The sequence below is a fragment of the Rhodococcus sp. NBC_00294 genome, from assembly GCF_036163995.1.
Classification (GTDB): Bacteria; Actinomycetota; Actinomycetes; order Mycobacteriales; family Mycobacteriaceae; genus Rhodococcoides.
Genome location: NZ_CP108043.1, coordinates 2,572,245 through 2,595,498, shown reverse-complemented (window position 1 = coordinate 2,595,498; position 23,254 = coordinate 2,572,245). Strand labels below are relative to the sequence as shown.

Sequence of the window (23,254 nt, the reverse complement as noted above, 5' to 3'; positions counted from 1 at the left end):
GGCCGGTTCGTCTTCCGGTCCGGAGCCTCTAAACTCACGTGAGTTCAGCCCGGCTTCCGCACGGTCGCCGGCATGTCGCGTCTTCCGGGGAGGAACATGACGACGTCCTCCCCACTCCGGGCCGCGGACGCCACCGACGAGTCGTCGTGGCGATCGACACGACGGTTCTTCGGGGGACGCGCTGGCCGCGCCACGTTGGTGGGTCTGGCCGGGTCCGCGCTCATCACTTTCGGCGGTTTCGGCTCGGGTGCGGTGCGCCGTCGTGACCCGCTGCTCGAGGCGATGCACCTGTCCTGGCTCCGCTTCGGGCACGGACTCGTGTTGTCGACCGTCATGGTGTGGATCGGCGTGCTGCTCATGATCGCCGCGTGGGTCCGTCTCGGACGCGCCACTCTCGGTCACCGGACCACGGTGCGGCAGCTGCGCTGGGTGGTGCCGCTCTGGATCGCGCCGCTCCTGCTCGCGGTCCCGATGTTCAGCCGCGACGCGTACTCCTACCTCGCACAGGGCGCCCTCCTCCGGGACGGGTTCGACCCGTACGCCGTCGGTCCCGTCGCCAATCCCGGTGTGCTGCTGGACAACGTGAGCAACGTCTGGACCACCACCACCGCGCCCTACGGCCCGCTGTTCCTCCTGCTGGGCGAGGGCATCACCTCGCTCACGGGCGACAACGTGATCGCCGGGACGATGCTCCTGCGCCTGACCATGCTGCCGGGGCTCGCCCTCACCATGTGGGCGGTCCCCCGCATCGCCCGACACTTCGGCGCGGATCCTGCCGTGGCCCTGTGGCTCGCCGTGCTCAATCCCTTGGTCCTGATCCACCTGATCGGCGGCGTCCACAACGAGATGCTCATGGTCGGTCTCATGACGGCCGGCATCGCCGCCGTCCTCGACCGGCACCACGTCGCCGGGATGGGGCTCGTCGCGGTCGCCGTGGCGATCAAGGCCACCGCGGGCATCGCGCTGCCCTTCCTGGTGTGGATCTGGATGCTCCACGAGCGCGACCGGCTCCGCACCGAGAACGAGGCGCGGGCCGAGCGTGGTGACCCGCCGCGACGCCAGCACGTCCTGCTGGTGTTCGCGAAGACCGCAGGTATCGGTTTCGCCGTGTTCGTCGCGGTGTTCGTCGTCGCGTCCCTGGTGGCCGGCGTCGGCATCGGCTGGCTGACGGCGCTCTCGGGCTCGGCCAAGATCATCAACTGGCTCTCGCTACCGACCATCCTCGCCCACCTGGTCACGGTCTTCACCGGGTGGTTCACGGGCGCTCGGCTCGGCCCCGTGCTCGAGGTGACCAGGATGCTGTGCGCGGTGGCTCTGGCCGCGATCCTGGCCACGGCGTGGTGGCGATCGCGCCACTCGGAGCGCGGCGCACTGCTGGGCATCCTCGTGTCGCTGGTGGCCATCGTGATCCTGTCCCCGGCCGCTCTCCCCTGGTACTACTCGTGGCCTCTCGCCGTCGCCGCGGGTCTCACCATGTCGGCGACCACTCTGACCGTGCTGGTGGGCCTGTCCGCCTGGCTCATGTTGGTGTTCCAGCCGGACGGGTCCATCGGTCTCTACACGTTCCCGCACGTCGTGCTGGCGACGTTCGCCGCAGTGGTCGCCGCGCTGTCGCTCCGGACGGTCGATCCCCTCCGCCTGCGGGCCGTCACACACCCGGAGCACGAGAACACGTTCATCCCGGCCCCGCGCGTCCGCGCCGAGACTGCCCGCCCGGACCAGCCCCGTCCGGACCAGCCCAGCCAGGAGTTGACCGAGTGACCGATCTTCCCGAGGCCTACGCGCTGTGCCGGGACGTCGCGGCCGAACACGGCAAGACGTACTTCCTCGCCACCCGCCTGCTGCCGACCGACCGTCGGCCCGCGGTGCACGCGCTGTACGCGTTCGCACGCATGGTCGACGACATCATCGACGTCGACATGATCGCCGAACGCGGCGACGACACGGCGGTCGCACTCGACCTGGCGCTGCTCACCCGCATCGAGGAGCGACTGAACGAGGGTCTCGCCTCGACCATCGCCCCGCCGACGTCGGTCCCGCCCGGACCCGACCGGCGCAACGAGCTGATCCTGGCGGCCCTGTTCGACACCGCACGTCGCTACGACATCCCGTCCGAGTACTTCACCGCCTTCATGACGTCGATGCTCATGGACGTACCGCACTCGGCGATCTACAAGGATCGCTACGCCACCATGGACGAGTTGTCGACGTACATGTACGGCTCCGCCGCCGTGATCGGGCTGCAGATGCTCCCCGTCCTCGGCACCGTGTGTCCGGTCGAGGAGGCCCGCCCGACGGCGTCGGCTCTCGGCGAGGCTTTCCAGGTCACGAACTTCGTTCGCGACGCGGGCGAGGATCTCGCGCGCGACCGCATCTATCTGCCCGGCGACGTGCTCACCGCCTACGGCGTCGACGAGGACCTGCTGTGGTGGTGCCGCCGCACGGACTCCGTCGACCCGAGGGTCCGCCGCGCTCTGGCCGACATCATCGCCACCACCCGCGCGCTCTACCGCACCGCCGAGCCCGGCATCGCCCTGCTGGAACCGCGGGCGCGCGAGGGCATCCGGGTCGCGTTCGCGCTGTACCAGGACATCCTCGAAGCCGTGGAGAACGACGGTTACCGGTCGTTGTCCGTCCGCTCTCGCGTGGGCACTCCTCGGCGCGCTCGTGTCGCCGCGACCGCGGCCGGTCGAGGTCTTCTCGTCAGAGCCGGAGAACGGCTCCCGCGGCCCGGGTCACGCGCCGCCTGATCCGATCGAGCGCTAGAAGGCCATGGCCTGGGCGCGGCGGATGATCTCGCGGGCGTGGTCGCCGCGCAGCACGTCGGCCGGCATGCCCGGCAGACTGTCGTCCGGGGTGAAGAGCCACCGCAGAATCGACGGGTGGTTGTAGCCGCCGTCGAGCAGAACCGCGATCGCACCGGCGAGGTACTTGATCGGCTCGCCGTCCTCGCCGACGAACTTCGCGGGGATCGAGACCACTCGATCGCGGCGCACCGCGATCAGCTTGTGCTCACGCACCATCTGGTAGAGCTTCGTCACGGGGACGCCCATGATCTCGGCGGCGTCGGGAATCGCGATCACGGCCTCGTCGGCAGGCAGGACGTCGTCGCAGTAGGGAATGGCACTCACGCGGTCAAAGGTAGTCACGGCCCGCCGCCAGGACAATTCGCCGACGCCCGCCTCCCGCGCCGTGTTCCCGCACACGTGACTGCTACCTCATCCGTCACACTGGCTACCATCGACTGATCGGCATCGATCGATGCGAGAACACGACAGGAGAGTGGACGCAGGTGACAACGTCAGGTCCGTCGCTGCTCGGCGCGCTGCTGGACCGTCGTTACCGCGTCGACGCGCCGATCGCCCGCGGCGGTATGTCCACGGTCTACCGGGGTCTCGACCTGCGTCTGGACCGGCCCGTGGCCATCAAGATCATGGATCCCCAGTTCGCCGCCGACCCCGAGTTCGTGCGTCGCTTCGAGTTCGAGGCGCGCGCGGTCGCCCGGCTCAGCCACCCGGGGCTGGTCGCCGTCCACGATCACGGTCGCGACGGTCAGCACGCCTTCCTGGTCATGGAACTGGTCGAGGGCGGCACGCTGCGCGAGTTGCTCCGCGAACGCGGTCCCATGCCCCCGCACGCCGTCGCCGCCGTTCTCCAACCCGTACTCGACGGACTCGCGGTCGCGCACCGCGGTGGCCTCGTGCACCGCGACGTCAAACCGGAGAACGTGCTGATCTCCGACGCGGGCGAGGTCAAGATCGCCGACTTCGGTCTGGTGCGCGCCGTGGCCGCGTCGACGACGACGTCCAACAGCGTCATCCTCGGCACTGCCGCCTACCTCTCCCCCGAACAGGTGACCACCGGATCGGCCGACGCGCGCAGCGACGTGTACTCGGCGGGCATCCTGCTCTTCGAACTGCTGACCGGACGCACGCCGTTCCAGGGAGACACCTCCCTCTCGATCGCGTACCAGCGCATCGAGAACGACGTTCCGCCGCCGAGCTCGGTGATCGCAGGGGTGCCGCCCCACTTCGACGCACTGGTGCGCGACGCGACGGCGCGGCGGCCCGAGGAGCGGTTCCGCGACGCCGGCACGATGGGCGACGCGGTGCGCTCGGTCACCAGGACCCTCGCTCTGCCCCACTACCGGGTGCCGTCCCCGTCACGGTCGGCCGAGCATCTGAGCGCCGAGACGCTGAACGCTCCGCGCCCCTACGCTCCGCAGGCTCCGCGTACTCCGGAGACGGAGATCGTGTCGGTCCCCGCGGACGACTTCTCCGCCGCCTCCGACCGCGGGCAGCCGTCCACCGGCGGCGTTCAGCACACGCGGATGGTGACCACCGCGACTCCCCGCGGCGCCGACGAACCGCGGTCCACCGCCGCCGAGCCGGTGGACCGGAAAGCCTTCGCGTTCCCGGACTTCGACGCGGACAAGCGCAGGTCGCGTCGAGTCGCACTCACGTGGCTCGCGATCGTCGTGATCGTGGCGGTCCTGCTCGGCACCGTCGGCTGGTGGGCCGGGTCCGGCCGCTTCACCGCGGTGCCGGCGATCGACGGGCTCGACCGATCCACCGCCGTCTCCGCCATCGAGGCGGCCGATCTCTCGGCGACCGTCGAGGGCCGCTACACCGACAGCGATCCCGTGGACCGATTACTCGGAACCGATCCTCCCGCAGGGTCACGGATCGCCCGGGGCGAGACCGTGACCCTTCTCGTTTCTCAGGGCAGGCCCACCGTCCCGGCCCTCGGAAACGCGGACTCGACCACGGTGGAGGCGGCACTGCGGGAGCGGACGTTCGTCCCCGTGGACGGCGGTGACGCCTTCAGCAGCGCCGCACCCGTCGGTGCGGTCGCCGCACTCGACCCCGCGCCCGGGACGGTCCTGCCGGTGGGCAGCGAGGTCCGGGTGGTGACCAGCAAGGGCGCTCCCCCCGTCGACGTTCCCGACGTCCGGGGCGAGACGGAGCAGCAGGCGCGCGCAGAACTCGATCGGGTCGGCATCACCGTGGCGACGGTGGACTCCGTCTTCGACGAGGACGTCGACGGTGGCCGTGTCATCGGGACCGACCCGGCGAGCGGCACGTCCGTGACCGCGGGATCGACCGTCACGCTGCGGGTGTCGACGGCCGTGGAGGTGCCCTCGATGCTCGGACGCACCGTCGGCTCGGCGCGGTCGGAACTCGAACGCCTGGGGCTCACCGTGGTGGTGCGCCAGGTCGCGCAGACGGATCGCTCGCTCGTCATCGCCCAGTCGCCCGGTCAGGGCGACCGAGTGCAGAAGGGCAGCACGGTCACTCTGACCGCGCTGCCCTGAGTTCTGCTCCGGCGATCAGCCGCGCAGCATCTCCGCGACGAGGAAGGCCAGCTCGAGAGACTGCTGCGTGTTCAGTCGCGGGTCGCAGGCCGTCTCGTACCGTCCGGACAGATCGAGGTCCGAGATGTCCTGGGCGCCGCCGAGGCACTCGGTGACGTTCTCACCGGTGAGCTCGACATGGATGCCACCCGGGTGCGTCCCGAGTTCGTTGTGCACCTCGAAGAAGCCCTGGACCTCGTCGACGATGCGGTCGAAGTGGCGCGTCTTGTAGCCGGTGGACGCCTCGTGCGTGTTGCCGTGCATGGGGTCGCACTGCCAGATGACCTGGTGACCGGTGGCCTGCACCTTCTCGATGATGGGCGGCAGCAGGTCCCGGACCTTGCCGTTGCCCATGCGCGAGATCAGCGTCAGCCGGCCGGGCTTGTTGGTCGGGTCGAGCCGCTCGACGTACTCGACGGCCATCTCGGGCGTCGTACTGGGACCGATCTTCAGTCCGATGGGGTTGGAGACCAGCTCGGCGAACGCGATGTGCGCGCCGTCCAGCTGCCGCGTGCGGTCGCCGATCCACAGGAAGTGTGCCGACAGGTCGTAGAGCTTGGCGTGCTCGTCGTCGTTGTCCAGACGCAGCATCGCGCGCTCGTAATCGAGCACGAGCGCCTCGTGAGAGGCGTAGATGGTGGCCTGGTGCAGGTTCGGATCCGTGACGCCGCACGCGTCCATGAACTTGAGACCGTTGTCGATCTCGGAGGCGAGCTGCTCGTACCGGGCACCGGCCGGCGAGTTCTGCACGAACTCGCGGTTCCAGTCGTGCACCTTGTGCAGGTCGGCCATGCCGGCGCCGGTGAGCGCGCGCACCAGGTTCATCGCGGCGCTGGCGTTGGCGTAGGCGCGGACCAGGCGCGACGGGTCGTGCTGGCGGACGGCGTCGTCGGCCACGAGGGAGTTGACCATGTCGCCGCGGTAGGACTTCAGGCCCAGGGCGTCCACGTCGGAGGAGCGGGGCTTGGCGTACTGGCCGGCGATGCGCGCGACCTTCACCACGGGCATCGACGCGCCGTAGGTGAGCACGACGGCCATCTGCAGCAGCGTGCGGATGTTGCCCTTGATGTGGGGCTCGGTGTTGTCGACGAAGGTCTCGGCGCAGTCACCGCCCTGCAGCAGGAACGCCTCGCCGCGGGCGACGGACGCGAGCTTCTCCGACAGCGCCTCGACCTCGCTGGCGACCGTGATGGGCGGCACGCTCTCGAGGACCTTGCGCATGGCCTCCGCCTGATCGGCGGGCCAGCTGGGCTGCTGCGCCGCCGGCTTGGCCAGCGCCACGTCGAGTTGCTCGCGCATCGACTCGGGCAGCGGGGGAAGCTCGGGCAAGCGTTCGATCGGAACGTCGACAGTCCAGTTCACGCGTACAGAGTAGTCGCCCGCTCCGACGGCCGGGACCAGCGGTGTGTCACTCCCGACCGGACCACGCTCTCGCGGCCTCGACGGCCCGGAACTTCGCGAGATTGTGCCGGGCGTCGGCGAGCGCGTCGTGCGAGTCGTCCGGCACCGGCGGCAGCGCGGGCGACCCGTGCTCCTCCCAGTACTGCTTCAACTCCCGCGTGTACCGCGGCATGATCCGCGGGAGCGCCGTCATCGAACCCCACAGCTGGCACAGCGCGACGTGGTCGTACGCCGCCACCCAGGCCCACATCTCGACGGTCGGTCCGACGGTGCCGTGCGGCGCCGACACGAACTCGAGAATGTCGTCGCGGATGCGGCTGCGTGAGCGCCAGAGCGGCGACGAGAACGGCGGGAGCTTCGGCAGGACGTTGCGGCGGACCCAGGTGCCCGCGCGCTCGGGATCGAACTCCGTGGACACGGCGTAATATTCACGCCCGTCCTCCGCCACGATCCCGATGGACACCAGATCGATCGTGCGGCCGTCCTCGATGAACTCGCAGTCGTAGAAATAACGCACGTCTGCGAGCCTAGGTCACCGAAAGGATCCACCCCGACCATGACGTGGACTCTGCCGTCCGCCCCTCCCTACACCGGGCCGGGGGCGTCGCTGCCCCGACCGGTCGCCGTGATCGCGAAGGTCGCGGTGTGCGTCGGGCTCGTGGCGGGCATCGCGTTCAACGTGGTCGGTCTGCCCCCGCTGCGGGAGTGGGGTGCGATCTACCGGCTCGACCTCGACGTGTATCGCATCGGTGGCCGGGCTCTGCTCGACGGCGTGAATCTCTACGGAGTCCTGCCGCGCACCTCGGTGAACATCCCGCTGCCGTTCACCTATCCCCCGATGGCCGCGGTGTCCTTCGCGCCGATGGCGGTCCTCCCGCTGCCGGCGGCCTCGTTGATCATGACGGCGATGACGATGATCCTGCTCGCCGTCACGGTGGCGGTGTGCCTGCGCTCTCTGGTGCACCTGTCGGCCGGGACGACGGCGTGGGTCACGGGCGGCATCACCGCGATCGCGTTCGCGCTCGAACCGGTGTGGTCCACCCTCGACTACGGGCAGATCAACGTCGTGTTGATGTGCCTCGTCGTCCTCGACGTCCTGCTGAAGCGCACCCCGTGGCCGCGCGGTCTGCTCATCGGCTTCGTCACGGCCATCAAGCTCACGCCGGCGGTGTTCGTCCTCTACTTCCTGCTGCGCAGGCAGTACCGGGCGGCCGTGGTCACCGGCCTGTCGTTCCTCGGGTTCACGGCACTCGGATTCGTCGCGACGTTCCGCGACTCGGTGCAGTACTGGACCGAGGTGCTGCTCGACTCCGACCGCATCGGCGGGCCGGGGTACATCTCGAACCAGTCCCTCACCGGGATGCTCGCGCGGCTGGGTCTCGCGGACGGCCCGCGGACGATCGTCTGGATCGTGTGCAGCGCCGTCGTGGGGCTGGTGGCCCTCGTCGCGATGCGACGCGCTCTGGCGGCACACGAGTACCTGCTGGCCCTGTGCGTCAATACTGCTCTGGGCCTGCTGGTCTCACCGGTGTCGTGGTCGCATCACTGGGTGTGGACGGTGCCGATGCTGATGGTCCTGGTGCACGTCGGCGTGACGCGGCGCGCCCCCGCACTGGTGGCCCTCGCCGTGATCGGCGCAGTGCTGCTGCACTATCCGTCGCACTGGCGCCTCGCGCCCGGACGATGGAACGGCCTGGGCTGGCCCCTGTGGGACCAGATCCAGGCCTCGTCCTACGTGTGGTGGGGACTGGTGTTCGTGATCGCGGTGGCGGCGGTGCCGCTGCGCGATCGACGCAGTCCCGAACGCCCGGGGGTGACCGCCGAGGCGGTCTGACTCAGCCCGCGCGGGTGTCGGGGATGCGCGCGGCCTCGGTCGACGGAGCCGGATCCACCACGGGGGCGGGCGTCTTCTTCATGCTCGCCGCGTACACGTCGACGTACTGCTGACCACTGAGCTTCATGAGCTCGTACATCACCTCGTCGGTGACGGCGCGCTCGACGAACCGGTTGCCGGCCATGCCCTCGTACCGCGAGAAGTCCAGTGGCTTACCGAACTTCACGCCGAGCTTGGTGGGGCGCGGAATCCGCGAGCCGATGGGATTCATCTTCGCGGTGCCGATCATCGCGACCGGAATCACCGGGACGCCGCTCTCGAGAGCCAGACGCGCCATACCCGTCTTACCCTTGTAGAGCCGATCGTCCGGCGAGCGCGTGCCCTCCGGGTAGATACCCAGCACCTTGTTCTTCGCCAGCACGCGCAGTCCCGCATCGAGCGCGTCCTGCGCGGCGGAGGCACCGGTGCGATCGATCGGGACCTGTCCCGCCGACGAGAAGAACCACTTCTGGAAGCGGCCCTTGAGGCCCTTGCCGGTGAAGTACTCGCTCTTCGCGAGGAACGTGATGCGACGCGGCACGACCAGGCACGCGTAGAACGAATCGAACACCGCCTGGTGGTTGCTGGCGAGAATCACCGGCCCGTCGTCGGGGATGTTCTCCAGGCCCTCCACGCGAGGACGGCCCATCACCTGCAACACCGGCCCGAGAAGGACGTACTTGAATATCCAGTACCACATGCCCGACATGCCTTTCTCGAAGTACCCGCGACCCGCACCGCGATGCCCGCGGCCCGCTCGGACATCTCGTGGGCGTAACTGTACCGGGGCTTTATGACACCAGCCACAGTTCGAGCGTCAGCTCGGACACATCTCACACCGCCGTCATCACCCGGCCATCGGCCGGACACGAATCCGTCCGCCGAGGCGGTCAGGCGCGTGCCGCGCCCACCTCGACGCGCGCCAGCTCGGCCGCGCCGATCATGCCCGCGGCCTCCCCCAACTGGGTTCCGCGTATCCGGGCGAGGGGCCGGTGGCCGGCGCCCGTGATCTGCGCGGCGTAGTGCTCACGGGCGGTGTCCAGGAACAGCGCGGACGACGTGGCGACGCCGCCGGCGATGACCATGCGGTCGGGGTCGTAGACGTCCGACACCAGCGCCAGTCCGATGCCGAGCCACCGTGCGAACTCGGACATCGTCTCGATGGCCACCAGGTCACCGTCCTGCGCGGCGTTGGCGATGCGTCGACCGGTGAGGGATCCGGGATCGAGGAAGGCCTCACGCGCGAGCACCGTCGATCCCCGCGGGTTGGCGGCGAGGAGCTCGATCGCCGTGTCCACCAACGCGGTACCGCTGCAGTAGCGCTCCCAGCAGCCGCGCTTGCCGCACGCGCACTGACGCCCGTCGGGAACCACCTGCAGGTGGCCGAGTTCCGGCGCGATGCCGTAGCTGCCGCGGTAGAGCTTGCCGTCGATGAGGAGTGCGGCGCCGATGCCGGTGCCGATCGCGATCATGACGACGTTCCCACCGCCCGCGGCCGCACCGAAGCGGTGTTCCGCCCACGCGGCGGCGTTGGCGTCGTGCTCGAGGATGACCGGGATGCCGAGGCGTTCCGTCATCTCTCGCGCGACCGGGCGGTTCACCCACGGCAGGTGGGGGGCGAAGCGCACGACGGTGCGGTCGGAGTTGATGAACCCGGCGACGGCGAGACCGACGGCCGCGATGTCGTGGCGGCTCGCGAGTTCGCGCACGGCCCGGTCGATGCCGTTCTCGAGTGCGCGGGAGGACTGCGGCGTGGGCGCCTGGGTGGAGTCGAGCACCTGACCGTCGACGTCGACCACCGACGCGCGGATGCTGGTGCCGCCCACGTCGATGCCGATGGTCAGAGGCCGGCTGGACCGGGACTGGGCGCTCACGTCTGCGGCATCCTCACGTGGTGGCGGGCGACCGGTGTCACCGGTCGCGATCGGGTCTGCGTGCCGGGTCGGGTTCACGCGTCCTGGTCACCGTAATCGGCTGATAGCTCGCGGGGCGAACGACGGGTGGCGCAGCGCCCTCCGGCGCGTCGGCTCGTTCCGCGTCGCCGGGCGTGTGTCGCCCCGAACCGTGGGTCTGCAGGAAGTCCCGGAGCACGTCGATCAGACCGTCCATCTCACCGGTGACCAGCGTCAGCAGATCGTGGCGTTCCCCGCGCAGGGCAGCGGCGAGAGCGCAGAACGGGCACCAGGAGCAGCCCTGCCACTCGGGCGCGTCCTCGGTGTCGAGGCGACGCAGCACCGGCTCGACCCGGTCGATGAGCAACTCGGCCAGCACCCGGAGCTCGGCCGCCAGGTCCCGCCGGCCCTCATCCATCGCCGGACTCTTCCGGTACGTCCGCCTTCTGCAGGTTCTCCGGCCACAGCGCCGGGTCGGGAGCGAAGGTCACGGACAGCACGCCGTCGTCGACGCCGGCACCGGTGACCACGCACCGACGCAGCACCGACGCCAACCGCAGTCGTCGTCGACTGCCCTGCGCACTCACGATCACGTCGTCCTCCACCCGACCCACCGCCACCGAGTCCGTGTCGACGAACGGCAGCGGGACGTCCATCACGTACACCGAGTCCAGGCCCTGCCCGGACTCGTGCCGCACCCGCGGCGACAGCGCGGGCAGCGCGCCGCCGTGTCCGGCCGCCACCTGCCCGTTCAGGTCGGCCGCGACGGCCCCCAGAGCAGTCGACCCTACCGGCTCGGTGGGCTGGGCCGACACGACGTCGACGCGGAGGTCGCCCACCGCGCCGCGGAACTCCGCCAGCGCCGCGCGATGCTCCGCGTGCGCCCGGTCCATCCAGAACACGCCGGGATGCGTGCCCAGCACGGACGACGGCGCCCCGGCCCCGAGGTCCGGGATCACCCCCACGGCCACCACACGATCGACGCGGACGCCGTGGAAACTGGTGACGGCCACCAGCTCTCGCGCCGTTGCGAAGGACCGCGCAGTCGGACGCGAGACGACGACGGCAGAGGTCCGTCCGTCGTCCTCGAGCACGGCGGTGACCGACGTCGCCGCCGCCACGACACGATCGACGAGCTCCACCAGGACGGCCGCGCGGACGTCCTGGCCCGTCGAGGCCACGACGCGGGCATGACGTGGCCAGATGCGTTCGACGTACCCCGCGACAGCTCCGGGGGTCGCGACGATCTCCCGCCAGGACATCGGTCCGGGGCAGTCGACGATCACGTCGTCCCACTCGCCGCTGTCGGCGACGCGCACCACCTCGAGCAGCGCGGTGAGCGGCTCGGCGCCCGGCAGCGACGTCAGCTCCTCGGGATCCGGCAGCGTCGGACCGGCGCCGTGGTCGTGGCGTCCGGCCATCGCCAGAGCCGTGGTCAGCAGGCGGTACTGCGATTCGAGAACGGCCGAGGGGTCGATGCGCAGCACCTCGACTGCGACGTCGGACACCAGGTCCGACGGATCCGCGCCGTCGACCGACGCGAGGAGCACACGCCGACCGGCGCGGTGTGCGTCGACGGCCAGGGCCGCGGCGACGGTGGACTTGCCCGCACCGCCGGCTCCGACGACGAACGTGATCCGCGCGGCGGTCTCGGGAACGCGATCGCTCAGCCTTCGACTCGCTTCTTCAATTCCTTCAACGCGGTGTCGGTGATGACCTTCTCCGCCTTGCGCTTGAACAAGCCGATCATGGGAATGGCGAGATCGACCGTCAGTTCGTAGGTCACCTCGGTGCTTCCGGCACCTTTCTCGGTGAGCACATAGGACCCGACCTGGGACTTCTGCATCTCCCCCGCGACGAGCGTCCACGACACCGCGGTGCCGTCCGGCCGCCAGTCGTACTCGAGCTCGTAGGTGTCCTTGACCATGCCCGCGTCGAGCACGAACCGGACCCGGCGAGCCCGGCCGGACTCCCCCTCCTCGAGGATCTCGACCGACTTGGCCGCGGTGACCCATTCCGGATACCTGGGGAAATCGGCGATGACCGCCATCACCTCGTCCGGCGCCGCTCCGACGACGATCGATTTCGTGGTCTTGTCTGCCATGGAACTCGTTCCCTCCGCGCCGCGTGCCGTCACCTGATCGGCGTCCGTGTACCCACATGATCGACCGTCCGGTGGCACCGCCCGAACGGCGGGGTCGGTTCCTGTCGCCGCGAGTACCCGCGAGTCAGGACCGAAGCCCCGGGACCGGCGGTTCTCCCGCCGCCCGCCCGGCCTCGAGGAGCGCCTTGATCTCGAACGACATCTGCTTGCCCAGTACTCGTCGGCGGTGGGTGGACGGTTCCTGCACTCCGTCGGTCGGCTCCGCGTGCAGGAAGTAGTGGAGTACGACGCCGTCGAGCATCGGCTCGAGCCACACCTCCATGGTTCCCTGGAGCTGTCCCCCGACGACCCAGCGGACACCCTTCTCGGCCCGGTCCTCCTGGACCGTGACGGTGAGACCCGGGAACCAGGCCCGCCATCGACGGGTGTCCGACACGAGCGCCGCGACGTCCTCGGCCCGTGCTGCGACGAACGTCTGGTCGGCGACCTGCACACTGCTCATGCGGACCAGAATCCCACGTGCCCTCGTCGACGGCGTCGACGACCTCGGTCGACGAGCACGTGCCGGTGACATCCGGGGAATGGACAGGATTACTGTGAAGCCTCGTCCGAAACCGCTACGACATCGGAGGAATCCGTGCGCGAGTTCACCGTCCCGGCACCATTCACCATCGAGGACGACGCGTCGGTGGTCGACGCCGTGTTCGCGCACGAGAAGACCCGGCCCGACGTCGTGGTGTACCGCCGCGCCACCCGCGACGGGTGGTCGGACGTTCGCGCAGCGGACTTCGCGGCCCAGGTTCGCGCAGTGGCCAAGGGGCTCATCGCATCCGGCGTGAAGCAGGGCGACCGGGTCGCCCTCATGTCGTCGACCCGCTACGAGTGGCCCCTGCTCGACTACGCGATCTGGTCCGCCGGCGCCGTCACGGTTCCGGTGTACGAGACGTCCTCGTCGGACCAGGTGCGGTGGATCCTCGAGAACTCGGGCGCCGCCGCGATGATCGCCGAGACGGTGGCCCACACGAACATCCTCACCGACATCCTTCCCGTGCTGCCGGGTGTCGCGACGGTCCTGCAGATCGACGCCTCCGCCGAGCGGCCCGGCGCCATCGACGTCCTCACCGACGCCGGTGCCCAGACCACCGACGCGACGGTGGCCGACCGCGTCGCGGCGCTGCGCTCCTCGGACCCGGCGACGCTCGTCTTCACCTCCGGCACCACGGGACGGCCGAAGGGCTGCGTGCTCACGCACTCCAACCTGATCGCCGAGTCCCGCGGTATCGCCGCCAGTTCCATCGGCCGCATGCTCACCGAGGGACGCACCACCCTGATGTTCCTGCCGATGGCCCACGTGCTGGCACGTGCGGTGTCCATCGCCGCCTTCGACCAGGGCGCGACACTCGGGCACACCCACGACATCCCGCACCTCGTCGACAACTTCGGCTCGTTCCGACCGCACTTCATCCTCAGCGTCCCGCGCGTGTTCGAGAAGGTGTACAACACCGCGCGTCAGAAGGCTCACGGCGACGGCAAGGGCAAGATCTTCGACGCGGCCGCCGACACCGCCGTCGCCTACAGCGCGGCGCGGGACACCGGTGGCCCGTCGATCGTGCTGCGCGCCAAGCACGCTGTGTTCGACCGTCTGGTCTACGGCAAGCTTCGCGCAGCGCTCGGTGGGCAGTGCGAACTCGCCATCTCGGGCGGCGCCCCGCTGGGTGAGCGCCTCGCGCACTTCTACCGCGGCATCGGTGTGACCATCTACGAGGGTTACGGCCTGACCGAGACCACCGCCGCGGCAGCGGTGAACACGCCGGACGAACAGCGCATCGGCACCGTCGGAAAGCCGTTGCCGGGCAACGCCGTCCGCATCGCCGACGACGGCGAGATCCTGCTCAAGGGCGGCGTGGTCTTCGAGGGCTACTGGAAGAACGACGACGCCACCGCCGAGGCGCTGACCGACGGGTGGTTCCACACCGGCGATCTCGGCGCCGTGGACGAGGACGGCTTCATCGCCATCACCGGGCGCAAGAAGGAGATCATCGTGACGGCGGGTGGCAAGAACGTCTCACCCGCCGGCCTCGAGGACTCGCTGCGGGCCAGTGCGCTCATCGGTCAGGCCATGGTCGTCGGTGACCAGAAGCCGTTCATCGGCGCGCTCATCACCATCGACCCCGATGCGTTCCCCGGCTGGAAGCAGCGCAACGGCAAGGACGAGGGCGCCACCGTCGCCGACCTGACGAAGGATCCCGACCTCGTCGCGGAGATCGATGCTGCCGTGGCCGAAGCCAACAAGACGGTCTCGCACGCGGAGTCCATCAAGAAGTACCGGATCCTGCCGGCGGACTTCACCGAAGAGGGCGGCGAGCTGACCCCGACGATGAAGCTCAAGCGCGCCGTGGTCCAGAAGTCCTACGCGAGCGACATCGAGGCCATCTACAGCAAGTGAGCCAGTCGGGCGGCGAGGTCGTCCCACCGCCACTCGGTGGAGACGAACTCGCGTCCCGCGGCCCCCATCGCCGCGGCGCGGTCACGATCGGACAGCACGTCCACGACGGCGCGCCGGACGTCGTCGACCGAGGTGCCGTCGACGGTTGTGCCGGTGACGCCCTCGACGACGGTCTCCGGCGCTCCACCCGACCGGCCCGCGACCACCGGTACGCCGGACGCGGACGCCTCGAGGAACACGATGCCCAGGCCCTCGACGTCCAGACCGGCACCGCGGGTGCGACACGGCATGGCGAACACGTCGGCGAGGGTGTGGTGTGCCGCCAGTTCCTCGGCCGGCACCGACCCCGTGAACACGACGTGATCCGCCACCCCGCACGACTGCGCCAGAGCCCTTAGGGTGTCGCCGTACGGACCGCCGCCGACGACGACCAACACGGCCCCGTCGATCTCCGCACGAATCCCCGGTAGCGCCCGGATCAGCATGTCCTGTCCCTTGCGCGGCACCAACCGCGACAGGCACAGGACGGTCGGCCGATCACCCAGGCCGTAGCGCGCGCGCAGTGTCTCCCGTGCCGACGTGTCGGGCGCGAACACGGTCGAGTCGACCCCCGGCGGCACGTGTTCGAGGGCCGCGTCCGCCCCGAAGGCCGCGGCGAATCGGCCGCGCGTGTAACGGCTGACGAAGGTGACGACGTCCGCCGTCGAGCCGATACGACCGAGCACCTGCCGCGCCGCCGGCAGCATCGACCAGCCCACCTCGTGACCGTGGGTGGAGGCCACGACGCGCTCGGCTCCGGCACGGCGCAGGTGCGGTCCGAGCACGGCGAGCGGAGCAGCGGCCCCGAACCACACCGTGTCGCACTGTCGGTCGGCCACCAGCCTGGCCGCCCGACGGGCAACGTCCGGTGTCGGAAGCATCAACGTCGTCGGGTGCCGCACCACCTCGAAGGGCTGCTCCGCGTCGAACCGCACGTGGGAGTCGCCACGCCACCGCGGTGCGTAGACCACCAGTTCGTCCGCGGGCAACAGCTGGGCGAAGGTGTGCAGATACGACTGGATGCCGCCGCGCCGCGGAGGAAAGTCATTGGTCACCAGCAGCGTTCGACGCATGGGACCACCGTAGACGGAGACCGCCGTCAGCTCTGCCCGGCGGCCTGTTCCGCCACCCACTGCCCCCACTGCGCGAGGAAGTCGACGGTGCCGAAGCCCAGCGTGGCCGAGAAGACCGAATCGGTCACGGTGGGATCGGTCGGTCCGGCCGCGAAACGGTCGTACAGCTGCCGGAGCACCGGCTCCCCGAACCGGTCGGCGACGAACGAGGCCACCGACCAGGCGGACTCGTACGCGATCGATCCGCGACTGCCACCCGCGGCGAAGTCCGAGTCCTCCGGGAGGACCCTGGGCGGTCCCGCCGCGCGGACCACGGCCGCGAGGGTGGGCGCGATCTCGTCGAAGGACAGTCCCGAGCCTCGATAGCCCGAGTAGTCGGCGAAACCCTCGAGCATCCACAGGGGCGCGTCCTCCCCGGTGACCGCGCGCATGGCCACGTGGGTGAGCTCGTGGCGCAGCACGGTGCGGCGGGTCGAGTCGGTGAGCCGGTCCGGCGCAGTCGGGCCGAAGACGATGCGCTGGCCGGTGACCAGGCCCCCGCGGACCGGATCCGCGATCGTCGAGGCCGCGACATCGGTGGACGTGAATCCGTCTGCCGCACTGATGAACTCGGCATCGGAACCGGTGACCGTCAGGACCGCGCGGCGCGACCATCCGAGCCCGGCGAACTCGGTCACGGCCGCCACCGCGGAGGGCAGCTCCGCGGCGAGGTCGTCGATGAAGGCGCGCTGCGCCTCGTGACCCACGACGAGCGACGTGGTCGACCCGGTGGCGACCCGCTCCGTGACCACCGGCCCGAAGTCCCACGGGCCACGCCACGTGGTGCGCCCGTACTGCGGCAGGTCGGCATCGGAGACCAGACGCCACGTGTCGCCCCGACGAGCGACGACGAGTGCGATGTCGCGACTCGTGGAACCGATGTCGGCGTCGGCCCAGGCGTAGCGCAGTGCGACGTTCGGCGCCCACACCTCGGTGGCCGCGAGTGCATCCGCCCGATCGACCGGCACCGGAGTCTCCGGACCCGGAGTGATCTCGTAGCCGAAGTCGGACAGCGGCAGACCGCGCAGCGCCTGCGCGCGGGCGATCTCGCGATCAGCGAATCCCGGGTCAGCGTCGGAGTCGATCAACTCGCGCAGCGCGGCCTCGTCGTCGGAGCGGAGTGCGGCCGTCCATAAGTCGAGCAGTGCCGTGACACCGACGGTGCGGGCGTCCGGGCCCGCAGTCGTCGTGGGCGTCTGCTCGTCGGGTGCCGACGGCGAACACGCCACCAGAAGGGAGAGAACCAGGCCCAGCGCCGCCAGGGCGCGGACCGTCAGTAGCGGCGAGCGCCGTAGAAGGGCCACGATGCCATCGACTCGACACGAACGGGAACACCGAAGGTCGATGCATGGACCACGTTGCCGTTACCGGCGTAGAGACCCACGTGCGATGCGTCGGGATAGAACAGGACCACGTCGCCGGGCTGGAGGTTCGCCTTGTCGACGGGGGTGCCGCCGGCGGCCTGCGCCTGACTCGACCGCGGGAGAGTCTTACCGATCTGCTTGTAGGCCCACACCACGAGGCCCGAGCAGTCGTACCCGTCCGGGCCGGTCGCACCCCACACGTACGGCTTGCCGATCTGCGTGAACGCGGCCGACAGTGCTCCGGCCTGCGATCCCGGCGGGAGGGCGCCGAGGATGGCGGAGGGATCGAAGCCCGGCGGGAACGCGGCGCCGGCCAGCCCCTGCTTCTCCGTGTCGGACAGCGAACCGAACGCGGCGACGACATCGGCTATCTCGCTCTGCAGACGGCTCTGCTTGCCCTGCAGGTCGTCGCTGACAGCTTTCGCCTGCTCCGTGGCCACCCGGGCCGCGTCGGCGGACTGCTGTGACGCCGCCTCGGCTGCCGCTGCGGCGTCGCTGGCCTCCCGGAAGGTGCCGACGGTGGCGGCCGCGTCGGTGGAGATGATGTCGAGAGCGGACATCTGGTCGAGTAACTGCTGCGGGGAATCACTGACCATGACCGCGAAGAGCCGGTTCGTCCGAGCGCCCTGGTAGTTGGCACGGGCGATCTTGTCGACGGCGGGCCGCACCGTGTCGATCTGCGCCGTGGCCGCGTCGAGGGCGGCACGGTCGGCGTCGTGTCGAGCGTCCGCCTCCTGCTGGGCGGCGAGCTTCGCGTCGAGCTCGATCTGGGCGTTGTGCATCGCCTCGGTGGTCTGCTCGGACTCGCGCGAGAGATCGGTGAGCTTCGTGACCGCCTCGGAGGCGGACGCGCCGGGAACCGGGTCGGCGCCGGCGGGACCGGCGGGGAGGACGGCGATCGCCGCTGTCATCGCACTCACGATCACCAGTCCACGCAGTCTCGTACGAGAAGTGGGACGAACGCGGGGGTGGACCGATGACGGCACGATGAACGGTTCTCCGATCTGGACGAGTCCGGGTCGCTCGGCGGCGCGGATGATGGCCGAGGACGTCACGGAAAGATTACGACGCGAACGATGATTCTGTCCACGAAGCCCGAGAACCCGTCGAAAACGGCGGATTCACCGACTGACGCCGCACAGAACCGACCGGGCGATCGGTTTCGTGCGGCGTCAGGGTGTCGAGCGAAGGTGTCGCTGCGTCAGGCGTAGCGACGTGCGCCGTCGAAGGGCATCGACGACAGCGGAGCGATCTTGACGGGCTGGCTCTCGGTGGACGCGTGGACGACGTTGCCGTTGCCCACGTACATGCCGGAGTGCGAGCCGCCGTAGAAGGACACGACGTCGCCGGGCTTCAGATCCGCCTGCGAGACGGGCACGCCGGCCGCGGCCTGGTCGTAGCTCGTGCGGGGAAGCTCGATACCGGCCTGCTGGTACGCCCACTTCATGAGACCGGAGCAGTCGAACGCACTGGGGCCTGCGGCTCCGTAGACGTACGGTGCGCCGACCTTGCTCTCGGCTGCCTGCACGGCGACCTGCGCGGCGCTGGACTGCGGTGCGGCCGGGCCGGGAAGCGCGGGGACCTGCGGCATGGGGGGAAGCTGGCTCAGGATCTGGTCCGGGACCTCGAAGGTGCCGATACCGGGGATCTCCACCGGTGCCGCGAAGGCGGGGGCGGCGGGGATGGCGACAGCGCCTGCGGTGAGCGCGCCGGCGACGAGAACGTTGCGGACCGGCCGCGAGGCAGTGCTGGGTTTGCGGTGTTTCGCCACGAAAAGATGTGCTCCGTTTCTTCCTGATATCCGCCGACCGAGTTAGCTGACGGGTTCGGGCTGGGAAGATCAGCCCTACCCGACGAGCCGCTGGTGCGACTGCGACGGGATTCACCCCGGTGTAACGGTGGGTTCCCGGTACGACCACCCGGAAGAGGCGGCCGATTAGGCGGTGACCTTGCGGCGCAGTCCCTGGTGGCTCTGCTCGACTCCGCAATGTCTCGGAAAGATTACGAAACGGCATCCCCGATGTCGAGCCCAGCCGACTCGTGTCGCGAAACGATCACGGTCCGACTCACCCCGCGGCGTGCTCCGGCCCCGCAGCGGGTCGGTCGTGGCCGGTCTCCTGCGGTGAGGGAATTTCTCTGCCTACCAACCGCAACCGGGGCACCAACCCGCTTTCCGCCAGAACGGCCATCGCCTCCTGTTCGTCCTGCTCGAGACGCATTCTGCGCGTGGCGAAGGGGGCGTCACGCGGGCCGCCGGCCGACGCCGCGGGCATGCCCGGCACCCCCAGCAACACCGAGACGACACAGTCCGAACACGCGTCTCCGCGCACGGTGCACTCGCCGCAATCGACAATCATGTGATCTCCGTCTCATTGTGGTTCACGGTCTCTCGCCGTGATGTTCAGCCCGGATCACACCCGATCCGACGCTCGATCACGCCTCGGAAACGGACGCTAACGACGTGCACCGACACGGCGTGCTCGTCGTGGACGGACCGGGTTCCTGTCGGTGGGACCACCTACGGTGACGCACGTGACTGATGGGGCGACTGTGGTGTCGGGGCATGCACGCGGTGTGCAGCTCGCATTCGACGAACTGGACCAGTCGTTGCGGGACACGACCTTCGTGGTGGTGGACCTCGAGACCACCGGAGGCCGACCGGGCGAGGACGCGATCACCGAGATCGGTGCCGTCAAGGTTCGCGGCGGCCGGGTGATCGGTGAGATGGCGACGCTCGTGGACCCGGGCCGGTCCATTCCGCCCGCCATCGTCGCGTTGACGGGCATCACCGGTGCGATGCTTCTCGACGCCCCTCGTATCGAGCGGGTCCTGCCCACCTTCGTCGAGTTCGCCCGCGGCAGCGTGCTGGTGGCGCACAACGCGCGCTTCGACACCGCGTTCCTCCGCGCGGCGGCGACGCGAATGGATCTGGCGTGGCCGTCGTTCCGGGTGCTGTGCACCGTCACGCTCGCCCGGCGGGTGCTCACCCGTGACGAGGCGCCCTCGGTCAAGCTGTCCTCGCTCGCCACCCTCTTCCAGGTGTCCACCAGGCCCACCCACCGGGCTCTCGACGACGCACGGGCCACGGTCGACGTGCTGCACGGGCTGATCGAACGGGTGGGCAACCAGGGCGTCCACAGCTACGCCGAACTCGTCGACTACCTGCCGACGGTGTCCTCGGCGCACCGCGCCAAACGCACGCTCGCGGCGGGCCTTCCGCACGCCCCCGGTGTCTATCTCTTCCGCGGACCGTCCGACGAGGTGCTCTACGTCGGCACCTCGCGCAACCTCCACCGCCGCGTCCGGAACTACTTCACGGGATCCGAGACCCGCGGACGCATGAAGGAGATGGTCGCCCTCGCGACCCGGGTCGACCACGTCGAGTGCAGCCATGCCATCGAGGCGGGCGTGCGCGAACTGAGGCTCATCAGTGCGCACACGCCCCCGTACAACCGTCGATCGAAGTACCCCCGCAAGGGCTGGTGGCTGACCCTGACGAGCGAGGCGTTCCCGCGCATCTCCATCGTCCGGACACCGGCGCCCGGCGCGCTCGGACCGTTCTCCGTTCGCGGGGCGGCCGCCGAGGCCGCCGCTCTCGTCGCCGAGCACACCCGGCTGCGCTCCTGCACCCACCGCATCGCCGCCTCGGCGGTGCACGACTGTTCCACCGAGGCCGTCGGTGGATGCACGGCGGCGACGGCGAGCCCGCTCACTCCCGAGGAGTACGCCGACGCGCCCGTCGCCTTCCGTGCTCTCACCGAGGGTGCCGACGCAGCGGTGCTCGATGCCGTCGCCGCCCGGATCGACGCACTGTCCGAGGATCTGCTCTTCGAGTCCGCGGCCCGCCTGCGCGACCGCGCGGCCACCCTGTTGACGGCCCTGCGGTCGGTGCAGCGGCTGCAGGCACTCGCGGCCATCGAGCAGTTGATCGCCGCCCGCCGCGCCGACGACGGCGGGTGGGAGTTCGTCGTCGTCCGGCACGGACGTCTCGCCAGTGCCGGTCGTTCCCGCCGCGGCGTCGCACCCATGCCCGTGGTGGAAGCACTCGTCGCCGGTGCGGAGACCGTCGTGCCGGACGCCACTCCCCTACGCGGTGCCACGCCGGAGGAGGTGGCGCTGATCGCGCGGTGGCTCGAGTCGGGTGGCGTCCGCATCGTCGACACCACGGACGGATGGTGCGAACCGGCGCACGGAGCGGGGCGATGGGCACAGTGGTGCGCCGCCGTGCGCGACGTCGGACGCCGCGAGAAGGAACGCACGATGGCCTGGGGATGACCGCACGGCCGAGAACTAGGCTGACCCGCAGTTCGCCCTCTCACGACAGTTCGGAAGGTTCACCATGATCACCGCCATCGTTCTGATCCACGCCGAGGTGCACTCCATTCCGGAGACCGCGCGTGCCGTCGCCGACGTACCGGGTGTGTCCGAGGTGTACTCGTGCGCCGGCGACGTCGACCTGATCGCCGTGGTCAAGGTGCGTACGCACGAGGAGATCGCCGAGGTGATCACCGGGCGCGTCAACCGCGTCACCGGCGTGGTGCGGACAGACACGCACATCGCGTTCAAGTCCTACTCGAGCGCCGACGTCGACGCGGGCTTCTCCATCGGCGAGTGACTCAGGCCGACGTGAACGCCGCCCATCGCGTCAGCAGGGTCTGAGCGGCTCCGTCGTCCACCGCGGCGGCTGCCGTCGTCAACGCACCGGCCATCGCGTCCTCGAGCGAACCGTCGACGCCGCGGAACGCCGCGATGGCACCTGCTGCATTGAGCAGCACCGCGTCCCGCACGGGGCCTCGTTCGCCGCCGAACACCCGACGCGCCACGTCCGCGTTGTGTGCGGCGTCCCCGCCTCGGAGGGCGTCGAGGGACACCCGCTCGATACCGAGATCGCGTGGATCGAGCACCGCGTGGTCGACGACACCGTTCCGGACGATGCGCACCGAGGTGGTCGTCGACGTGGTGATCTCGTCCAGCCCGTCGTCGCCGCGCACCACGAGGACGGAGTTGCCGCGCGCCGCGAACACGCCCGCGACGACGTCGATGAGATCGTCGAACGCGCATCCCACCAGACCGGCGCGCGGACTCGCAGGGTTCGTCAGCGGCCCGAGGACGTTGAAGGCCGTGGGGATGCCGATCTCCTTGCGAGGCGCCGCAGCGAAGCGCAGCGCCGGGTGGAACACGGGCGCGAAGCAGAACCCGATGCCCAGCTCGGCGACACTCGCCGCGACCCGCTCCGGCCCCTGGTCGATACGCACGCCCAGCGCTTCCAACACGTCGGCTCCGCCGCTTTTGGACGAGGCGGCCCGGTTGCCGTGCTTGACCACCCGAATTCCCGCGGCCGCCACGACCACCGACGCCATCGTCGAGATGTTCACCGTGTGGGACCGATCGCCGCCCGTACCGACGATGTCGACGACGTCGTCGTCCACGGGCACGCGCTTGGCGTGGCCGAGCATCGAGTCGGCCAGTCCGCGCAGTTCGTCCGACGTGGGGCCCTTCATCTTGAGGGCGACACCGAAGGCAGCGATCTGGGCCGCGGTGGCGTTGTCCGACATGATCTCGTCCATCGCCCACGCCGTGTCGGCACCCGTCAGGTCCTGGCGTGATGCCAGGGCCCCGAGGACCTGTGCCCATGTACGCGTGCCATCCCCAGCGCTCATGAGCGGGAAG

The 23,254-nt window shown here is 69.9% G+C and carries 22 protein-coding genes and 1 riboswitch; of the genes, 7 read left to right on the top strand and 15 right to left on the bottom strand.

Features of this window, described 5'->3' with window-relative positions:
- Positions 1–96: 96 nt before the first annotated feature.
- Together OHB23_RS12165 and OHB23_RS12160 are read left to right on the top strand one after the other, a co-directional pair.
- A complete protein-coding gene (locus OHB23_RS12165; RefSeq protein WP_328809614.1) occupies positions 97–1,761 on the top strand; it encodes an alpha-(1->6)-mannopyranosyltransferase A in 1,665 nt (554 codons plus the stop codon).
- Positions 1,758–2,750 carry a phytoene/squalene synthase family protein gene (locus OHB23_RS12160; RefSeq protein WP_285185473.1) on the top strand — a complete coding sequence of 331 codons (993 nt, stop codon included), beginning with the start codon at positions 1,758–1,760 and terminating at the stop codon, positions 2,748–2,750. The genes OHB23_RS12165 and OHB23_RS12160 overlap by 4 nt, the downstream gene beginning before the upstream one ends.
- A 12-nt stretch (positions 2,751–2,762) precedes the next feature.
- On the opposite strand, the gene OHB23_RS12155 is transcribed toward OHB23_RS12160, so the two are convergent.
- Positions 2,763–3,131 (bottom strand): Rv2175c family DNA-binding protein, encoded by a 369-nt coding sequence (locus OHB23_RS12155; RefSeq protein WP_027505833.1) that lies wholly within the window; start codon positions 3,129–3,131, stop codon positions 2,763–2,765.
- A gap of 161 nt (positions 3,132–3,292) precedes the next feature.
- On the opposite strand from OHB23_RS12155, the gene pknB reads away from it, so the two are divergent.
- Positions 3,293–5,314 (top strand): Stk1 family PASTA domain-containing Ser/Thr kinase, encoded by a 2,022-nt coding sequence (gene pknB, locus OHB23_RS12150; protein WP_285185476.1) that lies wholly within the window; start codon positions 3,293–3,295, stop codon positions 5,312–5,314.
- A gap of 15 nt (positions 5,315–5,329) precedes the next feature.
- Here pknB and OHB23_RS12145 read toward each other — a convergent pair whose 3' ends face one another.
- Entirely contained in the window at positions 5,330–6,715 is a 1,386-nt protein-coding gene (locus OHB23_RS12145) for a class II 3-deoxy-7-phosphoheptulonate synthase (protein WP_027505831.1), read from the bottom strand.
- Positions 6,716–6,761: 46 nt separating this feature from the next.
- Entirely contained in the window at positions 6,762–7,271 is a 510-nt protein-coding gene (locus OHB23_RS12140) for a polyadenylate-specific 3'-exoribonuclease AS (RefSeq protein WP_027505830.1), read from the bottom strand.
- A gap of 39 nt (positions 7,272–7,310) precedes the next feature.
- On the opposite strand from OHB23_RS12140, the gene OHB23_RS12135 reads away from it, so the two are divergent.
- A complete protein-coding gene (locus OHB23_RS12135; protein WP_328809613.1) occupies positions 7,311–8,588 on the top strand; it encodes a glycosyltransferase 87 family protein in 1,278 nt (425 codons plus the stop codon).
- Position 8,589: 1 nt separating this feature from the next.
- Here the strand turns inward: OHB23_RS12135 and OHB23_RS12130 are convergent, their stop codons facing one another.
- The 6 genes from OHB23_RS12130 to OHB23_RS12105 all read right to left on the bottom strand — a co-directional run bounded on the left by OHB23_RS12130 (position 8,590) and on the right by OHB23_RS12105 (position 13,125).
- Positions 8,590–9,327, bottom strand: coding sequence for a lysophospholipid acyltransferase family protein (locus tag OHB23_RS12130; RefSeq protein WP_027505828.1), 738 nt, complete (start codon positions 9,325–9,327; stop codon positions 8,590–8,592).
- A 190-nt stretch (positions 9,328–9,517) separates the two neighbouring features.
- On the bottom strand, positions 9,518–10,501 hold the full coding sequence (locus OHB23_RS12125; protein ID WP_027505827.1) for an ROK family protein: 984 nt from the start codon (positions 10,499–10,501) through the stop codon (positions 9,518–9,520).
- Between the two features lie 37 nt (positions 10,502–10,538).
- Entirely contained in the window at positions 10,539–10,937 is a 399-nt protein-coding gene (locus OHB23_RS12120; RefSeq protein WP_307092422.1) for a hypothetical protein, read from the bottom strand.
- Positions 10,930–12,156 carry an ArsA family ATPase gene (locus OHB23_RS12115; RefSeq protein ID WP_328811632.1) on the bottom strand — a complete coding sequence of 409 codons (1,227 nt, stop codon included), beginning with the start codon at positions 12,154–12,156 and terminating at the stop codon, positions 10,930–10,932. The genes OHB23_RS12120 and OHB23_RS12115 overlap by 8 nt, the downstream gene beginning before the upstream one ends.
- 29 nt (positions 12,157–12,185) lie before the next feature.
- A complete protein-coding gene (locus OHB23_RS12110; protein WP_027505826.1) occupies positions 12,186–12,623 on the bottom strand; it encodes an SRPBCC family protein in 438 nt (145 codons plus the stop codon).
- Positions 12,624–12,747: 124 nt separating this feature from the next.
- On the bottom strand, positions 12,748–13,125 hold the full coding sequence (locus tag OHB23_RS12105) for a hypothetical protein (protein WP_027505825.1): 378 nt from the start codon (positions 13,123–13,125) through the stop codon (positions 12,748–12,750).
- A gap of 135 nt (positions 13,126–13,260) precedes the next feature.
- On the opposite strand from OHB23_RS12105, the gene OHB23_RS12100 reads away from it, so the two are divergent.
- Positions 13,261–15,069, top strand: coding sequence for an AMP-dependent synthetase/ligase (locus OHB23_RS12100; RefSeq protein ID WP_328809612.1), 1,809 nt, complete (start codon positions 13,261–13,263; stop codon positions 15,067–15,069).
- On the opposite strand, the gene OHB23_RS12095 is transcribed toward OHB23_RS12100, so the two are convergent.
- The 5 genes from OHB23_RS12095 to OHB23_RS12075 form a co-directional block, all read right to left on the bottom strand.
- Entirely contained in the window at positions 15,057–16,181 is a 1,125-nt protein-coding gene (locus tag OHB23_RS12095; protein WP_222647744.1) for a glycosyltransferase family 4 protein, read from the bottom strand. The two genes, OHB23_RS12100 and OHB23_RS12095, sit on opposite strands and share 13 nt — an antisense overlap.
- Positions 16,182–16,207: 26 nt before the next feature.
- Positions 16,208–17,524, bottom strand: coding sequence for a hypothetical protein (locus tag OHB23_RS12090; protein WP_328809611.1), 1,317 nt, complete (start codon positions 17,522–17,524; stop codon positions 16,208–16,210).
- Entirely contained in the window at positions 17,494–18,495 is a 1,002-nt protein-coding gene (locus OHB23_RS12085) for a C40 family peptidase (protein ID WP_081821287.1), read from the bottom strand. The genes OHB23_RS12090 and OHB23_RS12085 overlap by 31 nt, the downstream gene beginning before the upstream one ends.
- A gap of 290 nt (positions 18,496–18,785) precedes the next feature.
- On the bottom strand, positions 18,786–19,355 hold the full coding sequence (locus tag OHB23_RS12080) for a C40 family peptidase (protein WP_027505820.1): 570 nt from the start codon (positions 19,353–19,355) through the stop codon (positions 18,786–18,788).
- Positions 19,356–19,371: 16 nt separating this feature from the next.
- Positions 19,372–19,537, bottom strand: a riboswitch (cyclic di-AMP (ydaO/yuaA leader).
- 113 nt (positions 19,538–19,650) lie between these two features.
- A complete protein-coding gene (locus OHB23_RS12075) occupies positions 19,651–19,941 on the bottom strand; it encodes a hypothetical protein (RefSeq protein ID WP_328809610.1) in 291 nt (96 codons plus the stop codon).
- A 175-nt stretch (positions 19,942–20,116) separates the two neighbouring features.
- Between OHB23_RS12075 and OHB23_RS12070 the strand changes: the two genes are divergently transcribed.
- A complete protein-coding gene (locus OHB23_RS12070; protein ID WP_231476318.1) occupies positions 20,117–21,859 on the top strand; it encodes a DEDD exonuclease domain-containing protein in 1,743 nt (580 codons plus the stop codon).
- Positions 21,860–21,923: 64 nt separating this feature from the next.
- Positions 21,924–22,199 carry an Lrp/AsnC family transcriptional regulator gene (locus tag OHB23_RS12065; protein WP_328809609.1) on the top strand — a complete coding sequence of 92 codons (276 nt, stop codon included), beginning with the start codon at positions 21,924–21,926 and terminating at the stop codon, positions 22,197–22,199.
- A 1-nt stretch (position 22,200) separates the two neighbouring features.
- Here OHB23_RS12065 and trpD read toward each other — a convergent pair whose 3' ends face one another.
- Complete coding sequence (gene trpD, locus OHB23_RS12060; RefSeq protein WP_222647742.1) at positions 22,201–23,244, bottom strand: anthranilate phosphoribosyltransferase; 1,044 nt, start codon at positions 23,242–23,244, stop codon at positions 22,201–22,203.
- Positions 23,245–23,254: the final 10 nt, after the last annotated feature.